This is a genomic window from Bradyrhizobium sp. LB8.2 (genome assembly GCF_040548035.1).
Taxonomy (GTDB): Bacteria; Pseudomonadota; Alphaproteobacteria; order Rhizobiales; family Xanthobacteraceae; genus Bradyrhizobium.
The window spans coordinates 268,491-280,790 of sequence record NZ_JBEPQV010000004.1 but is presented as its reverse complement, the minus strand read 5'-3'; the positions used below and the strand labels follow the sequence as shown (position 1 = coordinate 280,790).

At 61.3% G+C, this 12,300-nt stretch carries 12 protein-coding genes; 1 reads left to right on the top strand and 11 read right to left on the bottom strand.

The features are described from left to right. Positions 1-66: 66 nt before the first annotated feature. The 6 genes from ABIB06_RS07655 to ABIB06_RS07630 form a co-directional block, all read right to left on the bottom strand. The gene (locus ABIB06_RS07655) at positions 67-369 is read right to left on the bottom strand and encodes an HU family DNA-binding protein (RefSeq protein WP_247349545.1); all 303 of its coding nucleotides are present in this window, start codon (positions 367-369) and stop codon (positions 67-69) included. A 282-nt stretch (positions 370-651) separates the two neighbouring features. Then, a complete protein-coding gene (locus ABIB06_RS07650) occupies positions 652-1,884 on the bottom strand; it encodes an acetyl-CoA C-acetyltransferase (protein ID WP_354045226.1) in 1,233 nt (410 codons plus the stop codon). A 147-nt stretch (positions 1,885-2,031) separates the two neighbouring features. Next, the gene (locus ABIB06_RS07645) at positions 2,032-3,495 is read right to left on the bottom strand and encodes a GH1 family beta-glucosidase (RefSeq protein ID WP_354045227.1); all 1,464 of its coding nucleotides are present in this window, start codon (positions 3,493-3,495) and stop codon (positions 2,032-2,034) included. A gap of 144 nt (positions 3,496-3,639) precedes the next feature. Then, positions 3,640-3,969: a transglutaminase N-terminal domain-containing protein gene (locus ABIB06_RS07640; RefSeq protein WP_354045228.1), complete on the bottom strand. Its 330-nt coding sequence runs from the start codon at positions 3,967-3,969 to the stop codon at positions 3,640-3,642. 777 nt (positions 3,970-4,746) lie between these two features. After that, positions 4,747-6,834, bottom strand: coding sequence for an adenylate/guanylate cyclase domain-containing protein (locus ABIB06_RS07635; RefSeq protein ID WP_354045230.1), 2,088 nt, complete (start codon positions 6,832-6,834; stop codon positions 4,747-4,749). A 165-nt stretch (positions 6,835-6,999) separates the two neighbouring features. Next, positions 7,000-7,284 (bottom strand): hypothetical protein, encoded by a 285-nt coding sequence (locus ABIB06_RS07630; RefSeq protein WP_354045232.1) that lies wholly within the window; start codon positions 7,282-7,284, stop codon positions 7,000-7,002. Here ABIB06_RS07630 and ABIB06_RS07625 point away from each other — a divergent pair. Next, the gene (locus ABIB06_RS07625) at positions 7,255-8,241 is read left to right on the top strand and encodes an AraC family transcriptional regulator (protein WP_354045233.1); all 987 of its coding nucleotides are present in this window, start codon (positions 7,255-7,257) and stop codon (positions 8,239-8,241) included. The two genes, ABIB06_RS07630 and ABIB06_RS07625, sit on opposite strands and share 30 nt — an antisense overlap. Before the next feature lie 19 nt (positions 8,242-8,260). On the opposite strand, the gene ABIB06_RS07620 is transcribed toward ABIB06_RS07625, so the two are convergent. The 5 genes from ABIB06_RS07620 to ABIB06_RS07600 form a co-directional block, all read right to left on the bottom strand. Continuing rightward, positions 8,261-8,668 (bottom strand): hypothetical protein, encoded by a 408-nt coding sequence (locus tag ABIB06_RS07620; protein ID WP_354045235.1) that lies wholly within the window; start codon positions 8,666-8,668, stop codon positions 8,261-8,263. 61 nt (positions 8,669-8,729) lie between these two features. Next, on the bottom strand, positions 8,730-8,897 hold the full coding sequence (locus ABIB06_RS07615; RefSeq protein WP_354045237.1) for a hypothetical protein: 168 nt from the start codon (positions 8,895-8,897) through the stop codon (positions 8,730-8,732). Between the two features lie 147 nt (positions 8,898-9,044). Then, positions 9,045-9,275 carry a hypothetical protein gene (locus ABIB06_RS07610; protein WP_247349555.1) on the bottom strand — a complete coding sequence of 77 codons (231 nt, stop codon included), beginning with the start codon at positions 9,273-9,275 and terminating at the stop codon, positions 9,045-9,047. Next, positions 9,272-9,571, bottom strand: coding sequence for a hypothetical protein (locus ABIB06_RS07605; RefSeq protein WP_247349556.1), 300 nt, complete (start codon positions 9,569-9,571; stop codon positions 9,272-9,274). Before ABIB06_RS07605 ends, ABIB06_RS07610 begins: the two co-directional genes overlap by 4 nt. Positions 9,572-9,726: 155 nt before the next feature. Continuing rightward, complete coding sequence (locus ABIB06_RS07600) at positions 9,727-12,189, bottom strand: TonB-dependent receptor (RefSeq protein ID WP_354045240.1); 2,463 nt, start codon at positions 12,187-12,189, stop codon at positions 9,727-9,729. Positions 12,190-12,300 lie beyond the last annotated feature (111 nt).

The window sequence follows — 12,300 nt, the reverse complement described above, 5'->3', positions numbered from 1 at the left end:
TCCGTCTCAAGTCCTCGCGGCAGCCCCAAACAAAAGGCCCCCTCGCTCGAGGGGGCCTTTGCGCTATTAGCCCACGGCGTCCTTGGCCGCCTTGACCGGGCGGGCGCGGACGATCTTCCGGGCCGGCTTGGCCTTGAACATCATCTCTTCACCCGTGAACGGGTTGGTGCCCTTACGCGCCTTGGTGGCGGGCTTCTTGATGACCACGAATTTGGCGAAGCCCGGCACGAGGAACAGGCCGTTCTTCTTGAGCTCCTTGTGGCCGACTTCCGTCAGCGTCTCCATGACGCTCTTGACGTCGCGCTTGGAAAGCTCGGTGGTGGTCGCAATCTTTTCGATCAGCTGCGATTTGGACATTTGGGTTGGCATCGTGTCTCCTCTGATTCGTTGGCGGCTGCATATTAGACCAACCGGCGAAGGCCTATAGCCTTCTGCACAGTTTTGTCGCGGTTTTTACGGGCTTTTTTGGCCCTCTGTGGCAAAAAACCCTGCATTTTAGCCACTTCCAGTGCGGAAGGAGCCTCGGGCAGCGGATTCTACCTTGTTTCAAAGGCCCGCACGCAGCCTTGCTAAAGCTGATTCGATGCTTTCGACAAGCGACGACCGGCCTCTTTGTGGAAGGCCGGTCGCGATTCACCCTAGAAAATAAGGCTAGACGCGCTCGATGATGACGGCCGGGGCCATGCCGCCCGCCGCGCACATGGTGACGAGACCGCGCTTGAGGTCGCGCCGTTCGAGCTCGTCCAGCACGGTGCCGATCAGGATCGAGCCCGTGGCGCCGATCGGATGGCCGAGTGCGATCGAGCCGCCATTGACGTTCACTTTGGCGCGGTCGAGCTTGAGGTCGCGGATGTATTTTTCCGCAACCACGGCAAAGGCCTCGTTGATCTCGAACAGGTCGATGTCGTCGATGGTCAGTCCCGCCTTTGCCAGCACCTTGCGCGTCGCCGGCACCGGCGCGTTCAGCATCAGGGTCGGCGAGTCCCCCATGTTGGCCATCGCAACCACGCGGGCGCGCGGCTTGAGCCCATGTGCCTTCGCGTAAGCAGGCGACGCCAGAAGGATCGCGGCCGCGCCATCGACGACGCCGGACGAGTTGCCGGCATGGTGCATGAAGTCGATCTCGAGGTCGGGGTACTTCTGCAGGATGAGACCGCGATACGTCGTGCCCTCGTCGTCGATCGCATAGTCAGCGATGGCGGGGAATGCCGGCTTGAGCGCGCTCAACCCTTCCATCGTGGTCTGCGGCCGCGGATATTCTTCATGGTCGAGCGCGAGGCTGCCGTCCTCACGATGCACCGGAACGAGGCTCTTCCTGAAGTGGCCGTTCGCCATCGCATGTGCTGCGCGCTTCTGGCTTTCGAGCCCGAGTGCGTCGACGTCCCTCCGCGTGATGCCTTCCATGGTCGCGATCGCGTCGGCGCAGACGCCCTGATGCGACTGCGGATGCCGCGCACGCAGGCGCAGATTGCCGCTATCCATCATCATCGGACCGCCGCCGCGACGTCCTTCCATCGACATCATCTCGCAGCCGCCGGCAATGACGAGGTCTTCCGCACCCGCCATGATCGAGCTTGCAGCCATGTTGACGCTGGTGATGCCGGAGCCGCAGAAGCGGTCGAGCGTCACGGCGCTCGCGCGCACGTCGTAGCCGGCATCCAGCGCCGACATGCGGCCGAGATCGCCGCCTTGCGTTGCGACCTGCGCGCTGCAGCCCCAGATGATGTCGTCGACGTCGGCGGTGTCGATCCCGGTGCGCTCGGCGAGCGCGCGCAGCACGGTTGCACCCAGCTGCTGCGGATGGATGCCCGAGAGCGCCCCCTTGCCGGCCTTGCCGACGCCGCGCGGGGTCCGGCAGGCATCGATGATGAGTGCGTCGGTCATTGGCGTTATCCTCTTTTTGAATGGTTAGAGGCGTTTTGAATCAGGGGGCGAAGCGAGTCAATGCGCGCTGGCGGAACCCCTCACCCGCCCCCGTCAGCGCCAGCCAGGCTCGTCGCGCCCCCGCAAGAACCGGGCGAGGGAGAGCAATCACGCCCCCGCCGCGTTCTTCGCGATCACGTTGCGATAGAAACTGGCGCTGAGTTTCGGCGTACGGACCTGCGTGTCGAAATTGACGTGGTAGAGCCCAAAGCGCTTGTTGAGCCCGAACACCCATTCAAAGTTGTCCATCAGGCTCCAGAGGAAGTAGCCGCGCACCGGTGCGCCTTCTGCGGTGGCGCGCTGAAGCTGGGCGAGATAGTTGCGCAAATACATGATGCGGTCGGTGTCGTAGATCTTGCCGTCGGGCGTCACGACGTCTTCGCCGGAGGTGCCGTTCTCGCTGATATAGATCGCATCGGTCTTCCAGATTTTTGCAGCGAGCTTCGGCACCCAGTAGAGCGTCTCCGGGCCGACGCGCAGCCAATCCGAATTCATGTGCGGGAACGATTTCGGGATCGGCAGCGGCATGAAGCCCGCGCCCTGGTCGGAGGCCACCACATAGTTCTGCGGCGCGTAGATGTTGAGGCCGAGGAAATCGACCGGCGAAGAGATGATCTTCAGCTCGGCATCGGTGTATTTCGGCGCGTCGCGCCCGGCGAACTTCAGGAAGGCGTCGGTGTACTGGCCCGTCATGATGACGTTGAGATAGCCGGCGTTCATCTCGCGCAGCGCGATCTCGGCGGCGCGGACGTTCTCGGGCGTGTCGATCGCAGGCGCGCAGGCATCGATGTTCTCGGCCGGCCCGACCCGCGTGCCGCGGCGGCCATGGGCACGCACCGCCTGCACCGCGAGCCCATGCGCGAGCGCACTGTTGTGCCTGATCTGGTTGACCTCGGCTTGCGGCAGCGTCAGGCCCGGCGCATCGATGCCGATGCCGTATCCGAAATAGACGAAGCGGCCGCTCTCGTTCAGCGTGAACACGTTCTTGACGCGATCGGTGAGATGCTCGGCGACATAGGCCGCGTAGTCACCGAAGATCTTGCAGGTCTCCGTCGAGCGCCAGCCGCCGAAACGATCCTGAAGCGATTGCGGCAGGTCCCAATGATAGAGCGTCAGCCACGGCTCGATGCCGTTTTTGAGAAGCTCGTCGACCAGACGATTGTAGAAGTCGAGCCCCTTCGGATTCGGCTGGCCGTCGCCGTCCGGAAACACCCGCGGCCAGGCCACCGAGAAGCGATAGGCCTTGCAGCCAAGCTCCTTCATGAGCGCGATGTCCTCCTTGTACCGGTGATAATGCTCGTTGGCGCGGTCGCCGGTAGAGCCGTCCTCGATCTTGCCGGGGATGCGGACGAACTTGTCCCAGATCGAGGGACCCCGCCCGTCCTCGTTGACCGCACCCTCGACCTGATAGGACGAGGTCGCCGTGCCCCAGAGGAAGCCCGCGGGAAAGCCGTCCATGCCTCGCGGCGCCGGTGCCCGCTTGATCTCGGCGGCCTCCAGAGGATTTGCCAGCCCGGCCGCGGACAATCCCGCGATTTTCGCGAACTGGCGACGCGAGACCTTGTCCGACATTGATGTTGCTCCGGGGTGATGCTCTTGCCGCGGCACCATGGCGAATCGCGGGTCGTTCGAGAAGCGGGCGGGCCGAGGGCTGAGGATGCAGAATTGCCGGATGCGACAACGCGGTCTGAAAGACCACCGCGATCGTCGGCCGACCTACTGAGGCCTGACGAGCGCCCCCAAGTCCATCCACTCCTCGTCCGTGTACCGGAACGGGTAGGAGATGGCTGACGCCGAAACAGGGAAAACGGGCCAGGCGGTCGAGGTCAATTCGACCTCGGACAAACTTTCGACGACCAGGCTGTCTGTACTGCCCGTGAAGTTGGCCGTGGCGACAGAACTGCCGAAAACATCCTGTGCCCATGTTAATTCGCCAAGCGGCGTGAGGTGAATGACATTGGAAAGAAGCCTGAGATCGCGACTTTCGCGAGGGCGCAGCAAAAATCGATGGTGGTTCAGGCTGACTTGGCCTCCAAACCGGTACACGGTCTTGTGTGCCTTATGCCCAGAACCATCAAACCGCTCCCGCGCCGTCCATGTACGAACCCAGATGCCTGGACCTGGCCCAGCCCAATCCGGAAAGGAAGGGGTCAGTTCCCTGCGAGACGCAGGCCGTATGCTTGCAGAATGCCATAGTCCCCTCAGAATTTACGACCAAAGTTGCCAAATGTGATGTATGGTGGGGCCATCGCCGCTCCGCTCCAGGCAATTGGCGGCGACTGAGAGTGCTTGCACTCCCGGCTTTTTGGGGAGGGCTGCTGTGGACCAGCTAGTGGGTGAGTCAGTTCGCAGCTTGAGGCCGCAGCGTCGGAGCAAACCAATCTAGAGAGCCTGATCAACTGCCTGCACGAGTCAAAGAGGAGAACGACCGGCTCACGGCGCGGATAAACGCTGGAGACTGTGGTAACCCCTTCCGCTTGACTAAGCGCCTGTCCTGACAGGACACAACGACTGCCCCCACGTGAGAGCAACTGTGAATTCCGAGGTAGATATATGTCGTATGCCTACAAGCTAAATGAAGACGTTCGCCATCAGCCCCAAGGTCCACAAGGACGTGCCGCAACTGATGAGCCGATGATTTACACCATCGTCCAGCATATGCCCATCGAGGCCGATGGACGTCTCCGATACCGCATCAAGTGCAAGTCGGAGAAAATTGAGCGAGTCGTTACGGAAGATCAGCTTTCATATTCGCAGTGATCTGCCGATGACAGAAGTGCGTCGGACAAAATCGCGGGACTGCCCCTGAGTATCGGGAGCGCGTCAGACAGCCTGCTGAGTGACCTGCTCTTGCAGTCGCCGAGCATGGTGGAGGGCGATCATGTCTTCCGGAAAGTCGATCAAGAAAGCGGAGAGTTGAAACGAGGCGCTTTCGATAGCTTTCTGCTCTATTGATCGAAAAACGTCTTCCCAGCGCCGGCACATCGCGACCTCCTCCGGAAGAGCGTCCGGAAGTTCCGCGCGAAGTTCGCTGATGTCTACGGCGTCCGCGAAGCCTTTCGGGCAAATACGGTCGACGCTGCGAAACAGGAAGCGATCGGCGACACGCGCGCGGACGGCGGAGCTCACCAGGATGTGCGTGCCATAGTTCTTGTTGAGACCTTCCAGCCGCGAGCCAAGATTCACGGTCGCGCCGAGCGCGGTATAGTTCATTCGATCGTTGGAGCCGATATTTCCTACCACGGCGTCACCGACGTGAAGGCCAAAGCGGGTATGGTAGGGTGGCCACCCCTCTGCTGCGAACGCCCTGTTCAGCTCCTGATTGGCCTGGATGCAGGCCAACACGGCGCGGCAGGCGCCTGCCGTATGATCCGGATCCTCTGCCGGTGCGTTCCAGAAGCCCATCAGGCCGTCACCGATGAACTTGTCGATGGTGCCGCGGTGACGCATGATCTCCTCGGAAAGGGCGGCGAAATAGCGCGACGTGTAAATCATCACTTGAGACGGGTCGGCCATCTCGGTTTTGGCCGTGAAGTCGGCCACGTCAGTGAACAGAACCGTAATTTCGCGCCGCGATCCGCCTAGTTCGAGCGAGGCCTCGGTCTCGACCAATTGTCGCACGATCTGCTTCGGGACGTAGCTCGAAAAGCTCCGGACGACGCTGCGCATGGTGAAAACCGAGCGGCCGAGCTCGTCGATCTCAACGATGCTGGAGCGAACGCGCGGACGATCGGCGATCTTGAATCGCTGGATCTCGTCGGTCTGGTCGGCGAGCTTGCGCAAGGGGCGCGCGATCAGAGAGCCGAGCCAGAACGCAAACGGCAAGGTCGCACCGACGAAAGCGAGCGCCAGCGCAAACAGAGAGCGTTGCTCGGAGAGAATCTGGCCGTAGAACTCGTCGAGAGGCGCGACCTCCGCCAGCCTGACGTCGGCGTCTCCCGTCGACTGCACGCGATGGAAACCGGCCAGGTAGGTTCGCCCGGCCTTGTCGACGAAGATCTGCTGTGAGGGACCTCCTCGCCGCCAGGCCTCGATTGCGGGCATCAGGCCGGGCACGTCCAGCGCTGCCAAAGTCGGAAGCTCCTGCCCCGCGCCCATCAGGCGCCTCATCTCCGGATGTCCGACGACTCGATTGGAATCATCGAACAGGAACGCAAGACCGGACTTGCCCAGCTTCTGTTGCGCCAGCATGTCCTCGAACGTGTTGAGAAGAATGTCGCCGGCGACGGCTCCGGAACGCCCTGCCCCGAGAGGCACCCGTAGCGTGTAACCGGGCTCGCCGGTCGCAAAGAACACGTAGGGGCCGGTCAGAAGCGTCTTGTCCACCTTGAACGCCTCGACATACCACGGGCGCTGTCTGGGGTCGTAGTCGGTTGGCTCAGTCCTTGTGCTCACCGCATCCAGCGTCTCGGACAAATAGATCGTCGAAAAATTGGTCCGACCGCTGCGCTGTATCACCACCAGGCGGAAGGCGGCCTCGTCCGCGACTTTCAAGCTCGCCCTGAAGGCCGGCGAGGCGCGATCGATGACGTCCATTTCGAGGAACGATCCGTCATCATAGCCGACATAGAGATTGAATAGCTGCGGATTGTTGCGCAGCATGGAGGCCAGCACGGCATAAAGGCGCGGGTTGTCGACGATGTCCGCCGAACGGATCGACGGAAGCCCGGTGAGTATCCTCAGATTGTCACGCACGTTGGTGAACTGCTCGTCGACGTGATCGGCGCCGAGCTGGGCCACCTTCTCGATGAAGCCAGTCGCGGCGTTGTAAGTGATCCTCGTCACCCGTTCGAAGCTGAGCCAGACAAGAGATAGTCCGACTGCGAGCACGACTCCGACGAATACGGCAATAATCGAGGTCCGGAAGCCGACCCGGAAGCGACGGGCGTTAGGCGTCTTTTCGCCTGCCATCGGAGCTACCTTCGCTCTCAAATATTGCGGGCCAGAGGCTTCGCCGAAGCGGAGGGTGCCTCCGGAGCGAGAAGGTCGCCCAGCTGCTCCACCCTTGCGGGCGATTCTCGGTCCCGATATCCTCGTAAGCCTTGAGATCGCGCCGTTTCCATTTTCTGCCCGCTTCTATTTCTCGTTGTATTTCAACGATAAGGTAAAATCGCCCTCCTGTGACGTCCAGTTTGTGCCAAATGTTCGAAAAGCAGCGATTGCTGGAAAACGCGGAAAATTTTTGGCGATGTTGATCCAAATCAAACTGCGGCGCGACGCATCGCCGCGCCGTTCGAAACATGCCCGAGTTGCAAAGTGTGCCTCAATAGCGACGCCGGATAATGCAATATAGTCGCCGACGGCGCGGTTTGAATCGAGCGGGATCTGACAATGGCAGGATTTGCCTTGCTGCAGACGCATGAGATCAAAGGGTTCGAGGAATTCAGAGAAGTCGTTGCTGGCGCGCCTCGCGAGGTGGTCCAGATTCAAAAAGGAATGCTCTCCGGCCGCCTCTCGCACGCATTGATCGACGGTCTGCGCATTGACACCGCCAGCTTCAATCTTGGTCTCAGAACGAAGGGTGTTTCCGGCGCGGATGGCGTCGTCATCGGCATGCTCGCGGACAGCACCGATCGTGTGACGCGCTTCTCTTACGAATCCTGCCCGGGAGACGTTTTGGTCACGCCGCCCGGTACTGAGCATGAGAACCGTTATTATGGCGGCAGCAAAGTCATCATTGCCTCGATACGATCCGAAGACATCAGTTCGTCGTTTGCCTGCGAAGGTGAGCTGAGCGATCCCGCGGCGTGGCGAAGAAGCCATTACAAGGGAAATGCCCACACGGTTCAGAGTGTTGTCCCTCGCCTGCAGTCCTTGGTGGCAAGGCTCGGCAACGCGCCACTGACGGCCGAATCCGCCGATTTCTGGAAGCGCGCGGTCATCGAAGCGATGAGTGCCAACATCGTCCAAGGCCGGTCGTCGGAACGTGACGGTCCGCGGCCGTCTGCGTTGAAGATCGTACGGCAGGTCGAGGAGTATCTCGACGAGGCCGGCCCCGGGCCGGTCCATATCTCCAAAATTTGCAGCTATATGCATCTGCCGCGGCGCACGCTGCATCGCGCCTTTCAGGAGGCACTCGGTATCGGCCCGATCGCCTTTCTCAAGCACCGGCGGCTTTGTTCGGCCCACACGGCTCTCCGCCTGCCAAGGGATAGCAGGACGATCTCGGACATTGCCCTGCACTATGGCTTCCAGAGTCTCGGCCGATTCTCCGGCCACTATCATCGAATGTTCGGCGAATATCCCTCCGAGACGAGGCGTGCGCGTCGAACCCCACATCAAAACGGCAGCCCCCGAATAGAAAGCCCGCAGCCTTAGCGGGCTGGGCTCCCTGCGATCAGCGCGAACGCTTCGGCAACTTCGGGAGCTTGTCGGGATTGAACGCCGGTGCTTGCCCGGTTCGTTCACGTGCGGGCGGCGGCTGTTCCGTAAGAATGAGCGTGCCCTGGAGGATCATTCCCGGCACCTGTGCTGCCGTCGCCGTGTAGGTCCCGACCTTGCCGGGGCAGTTTCCTTCGATGTCCAGCGTGAGCTCATCGTCGACGCCGAAGACCGTTGCACGTCCGTCGGTATGGCGCTTCGTCGACACCGTCGCGGTGAAGCGATCTCCATCGACCTTGCAGGAGCCGTGATATGTCATCAGGCTGTCGCAGCCCCAGATTTGTCCGTCTGCGACATGAACGATCCCCGTCCCCTGGTCGAGCGGCGTCTTGTACCACGCCGAATAGGTGCCGTCCTTCAGCATGGGAGCAGTCTCCCTTGGCAGTCCCTCCTGAATAATCCGCATGATTAGCGCTAATAAAGCGTTAATCGCGCGGCCCGTGCCAATCCGCGGTGTCCCTGCGCAGCTCGGCTTCCAGGTCTTCGATGATGCTGTGAAGCAGGCAGGCGGCAAGCGGATCGGTCACTTCGCGCTCCAAACGCCTGTAACGCGCGATCTGGAATTCCAGCTCTCTCAACTGGTGCTCTGTCATCGGACGGGCCCTCCGACAAATCGACTCAGAGACAGCCGAACAGTTTCGTTAAAGTTTTCCGATCATTTACCATGGTTTCCGAGCGGTTAAGGGCGAGGCCGTGCCGACTTTGGCTTGGAAAAGTGGAGTTGGCCGCCGTCTCAGACGTCACGGCACGTCGCCGCTGCGACTTCCACCGATGCTGTGCGGCTTGTTGAGGAAGAACTCCCGGTTACCGAGAGCGGCTTCCGCATACTGATCGATCGCGACCTGGATGGCCTCGATGTGCATGCGGCACCAGCCTTCGAAGCAAGACAGGCGGCGCGCCTGATCGAGAGCCTTCAGGAACTCCGGCGGCTCCTGCATGTCGGAGAAGTAGCTCGGCCTCTGTCCTTTCATGCCCGTGCCGCCTCGCGCGGCGGAACGAGACGACGCCTCTCAAGACGAAGGCGCAGCGCCATCGGCCGTCGGCGGGGAATGAAAAGGCTGGCGACGACGATCGGGTCGGTGTCACCGAGAGCGGCCCGCTCCTGGACCAGCTCGCTCATCACCGTGCGCATCTTCATGACTTCCCCGGCGACGAAGGCGCAATCTTCGTCCCTGTTGATTTGCTCGTGCATGATAGCTTCAGCCTCACGCATGCTGACACGTAATGCCCTGATTATTCTGCGGATTTCATTGATGCGGTTGTCCATGGCTCGCTCCCTTGGCTGGACGACCAGCATAAGAACAAAACATGAACATTGAGTCAATCGGCCTGAGGTAGAACAGAACCGGGGTGACACGCGCTCGGGGCGGCAAAAACCCCGGCCTCCTCGTCACCCATAAGCCCCTGGGCGTCCTGCCAGGATCAGAACGTCACCCGCATCCCCGCATAGAACGCACGCGGCCGTGCCGGGCTGAGCGAGCGCGGGTCAGTGAACTCGGCGCCGCCATTGGTGAAGTTGGGCAGCGCTTCCCTGTCGAAGAAGGTGCCGAGCGTCGAGTAGCGATTGTCGAAAATGTTGGCTACGCGACCATAGATCTGGAGGTTCTTGGTAACTTGGTAGGAGGTGTTGAGATTGAACACGGCGTAAGATGGCAGCTTCGGAAACTGGTTGGACTCGTCGCCGACGAAATACTGGCTCGAGACGAAGAGCGCGTCACCCCCGACCTTCCAGACATCGGTCACGGAATATTCGACGCTGGCCTTAAGGAGATGGCGCGGCAGGCGCGGAATCTGGTTACCCGGCAGGACCTGGATGTTGCCGTCGCCGTCGGCAAACGGGCTCTCCGAGCCAAGCTGCAGCGCATCGAGAAAGCGTGCATCGAGGAACGCATAGCTCGCCTGGAACTGAAGCACGTTCGACTTCAGGCTCACCTCGGCTTCGATACCCTGCCTGCGTGTCCGGCCGACGTTCTGGAAGAAGCCAAAGCCCGTCAACCCCGGAACTGGGGTCGCGAGGATGTCGTCGTAGTTGGTCGCGCGGTAGGCACCGATTTTCCAACCGAGCGATCCGATGTTCAATTCCTTTGTGCCGCGGAAACCCGCTTCGAACGTCTTGGATACGACTTGCTGAAGTGGGGGATCAGCGATCAGGAACTGCCCGATGATGCACGGCCTTGCCGGATCGGCGCAGCCGAGTTCGAGTGGCGTCGGCACCCGGTTGGCTTCGGAATAGCCTGCATAGGCGGTCACTTCGGACGTGATCTTGTAGGTGCCGCCGATGATCGGGTTGAACCGATCATAGTTGTGATCGCCATTGAGCGCGGTGCCAAGCTGGTCCATCAGCGAGATATGGGCCGCATTGAACCGCCCGCCTGCCGTGACCGCAAACCGATCGTCCACATTGAACGTGTCGAGCGCATAGAGTCCCTGGTATTGGTTGACGGTGCGAAGCGACACAGGGCCGACCGATGTCGGGGCGCCGGACGGACCCAGGAATATCCCGCTGCCGGTGACGACATAATTCGTGCCTGTCGTTCCCAAGTCGGCGCTACCGGTGAAGCGCGTGCTGCTGACATCATAACTTGCGCCGATCACGAGGCGGTTCTCATGACCGAACAGCTGATCGCTGTTGGTCGCCTGCCCGGATACGCCAAATGTGGTCGATCTCGTGCTGGTGCGATCGACCTCGCTGAGTACGGCGCCCGGCGCAAAGGGATTGGCGAGCTGAACGCCATTCAGGCCAAAAGCCGGAACCGTATCATCGCCAAAGCACAGGAGGGTTGGATCAGCACAAGGCTGGGCGTCGGTGGGGTTTCCGTCCACAGTGTTCTGTTTGAAGCCCCGCAAATGCGCCGTGCCCTCAAAGGTCCAGGTCGGCGTCGCCTCCACCTTGGCGGTCAGGTTGAGATAGCCGACCTTGTTGGAAATGGTCTGCGGCGTTGTATAGGTCGCGCCCCAATATTGCTGGAGCAATTCGGCCGGAACGGTGCTGGGTCCCGCCAGGGAATTGTTGGCGACGCCCGTGTTGAGGTGAAATTCGTTGCCTTCAAAGCGATAGCCGACATCGCCATAGAAGCGCCGGACGTCCGATGACGAGAAATTGCGGAAGCCGGTGTCATGGATGCCTTCGAGTGCTCCGTAGACTGCCCAGTTGTTGTCGACCTGCTTGCCCCATTGTGCAGAGCCCTGGATGCGGCCGAACGAGCCGCCCATGACGTCGATCTCGGCACCTTGATAGTTGAAGCCGTTCTTCATCTGCAGATCGATGGCGCCGCCGAGCGCATTGAGGCCGAACGCGGGGTTGTTGGTCACGACCAGCGCCGATCGGATCGCAACCGTCGGGATCAGATCCCAATTGACCGTATCGGAAAACGCCTCGTTGATGCGCACGCCGTTCTGGTAGACGGCGAGGCCCTGCGGCGTGCCGGCCAGAGGTGAAGCGACGAAGCCGCGAAACTGCACATCGGGCTGGAATGGATTACCGGTCACTTCGTTGATGCTGACACCAGGCACATACTGCTGCAGGGCGTCGGCGATATTCGGCGAGCGGGTGCGCCTGATCTGGTTTGCATCGACCGCGTTGATGCTGGCTGGAATCTTGTCGACTTCGATGCTGCCGCCGGCTCCGGGCGACGTCGGGTAGACGTAAATGCGGGTCCTGGGGCTGGCGGATGACGGCGCTCCGATGCGCGCGACCGGGCGTGGTGGCGCACTTCGCCTCACAGTCGGCGGCGGTGGCGCCGTGATCTCGACCGCGGGCAGGTTCTGGACGTTGGTCTCCTCGTCCTGCGCAGCACCCGCAGGAATCGCGAAAACCAGCCCCGACATCAGCCCCGTCGACACCGAGGCCATCCACAAACGACGCTTGCTACTCAGCTTGCCCATCCCTGCCGTCCCATCCGTGACCACCGGCTGTTTTGATTTTCGCCGTTTGGTTGAGACGAGTGTAATCGGCGGCCGTTGGCGCGCCAGCCACAAAAGGTCGGGCGATATTCG

Excerpts from the sequence above, each read along its gene's own strand:
- ABIB06_RS07655 (WP_247349545.1), bottom strand. The coding sequence starts at position 369 with ATGCCAACCCAAATGTCCAAATCGCAGCTGATCGAAAAGATTGCGACC.
- ABIB06_RS07650 (WP_354045226.1), bottom strand. The coding sequence starts at position 1,884 with ATGACCGACGCACTCATCATCGATGCCTGCCGGACCCCGCGCGGCGTC.
- ABIB06_RS07645 (WP_354045227.1), bottom strand. The coding sequence starts at position 3,495 with ATGTCGGACAAGGTCTCGCGTCGCCAGTTCGCGAAAATCGCGGGATTG.
- ABIB06_RS07635 (WP_354045230.1), bottom strand. The coding sequence starts at position 6,834 with ATGGCAGGCGAAAAGACGCCTAACGCCCGTCGCTTCCGGGTCGGCTTC.
- ABIB06_RS07625 (WP_354045233.1), top strand. The coding sequence starts at position 7,255 with ATGGCAGGATTTGCCTTGCTGCAGACGCATGAGATCAAAGGGTTCGAG.
- ABIB06_RS07630 (WP_354045232.1), bottom strand. The coding sequence starts at position 7,284 with ATGCGTCTGCAGCAAGGCAAATCCTGCCATTGTCAGATCCCGCTCGAT.
- ABIB06_RS07620 (WP_354045235.1), bottom strand. The coding sequence starts at position 8,668 with ATGCTGAAGGACGGCACCTATTCGGCGTGGTACAAGACGCCGCTCGAC.
- ABIB06_RS07615 (WP_354045237.1), bottom strand. The coding sequence starts at position 8,897 with ATGACAGAGCACCAGTTGAGAGAGCTGGAATTCCAGATCGCGCGTTAC.
- ABIB06_RS07610 (WP_247349555.1), bottom strand. The coding sequence starts at position 9,275 with ATGAAAGGACAGAGGCCGAGCTACTTCTCCGACATGCAGGAGCCGCCG.
- ABIB06_RS07605 (WP_247349556.1), bottom strand. The coding sequence starts at position 9,571 with ATGGACAACCGCATCAATGAAATCCGCAGAATAATCAGGGCATTACGT.
- ABIB06_RS07600 (WP_354045240.1), bottom strand. The coding sequence starts at position 12,189 with ATGGGCAAGCTGAGTAGCAAGCGTCGTTTGTGGATGGCCTCGGTGTCG.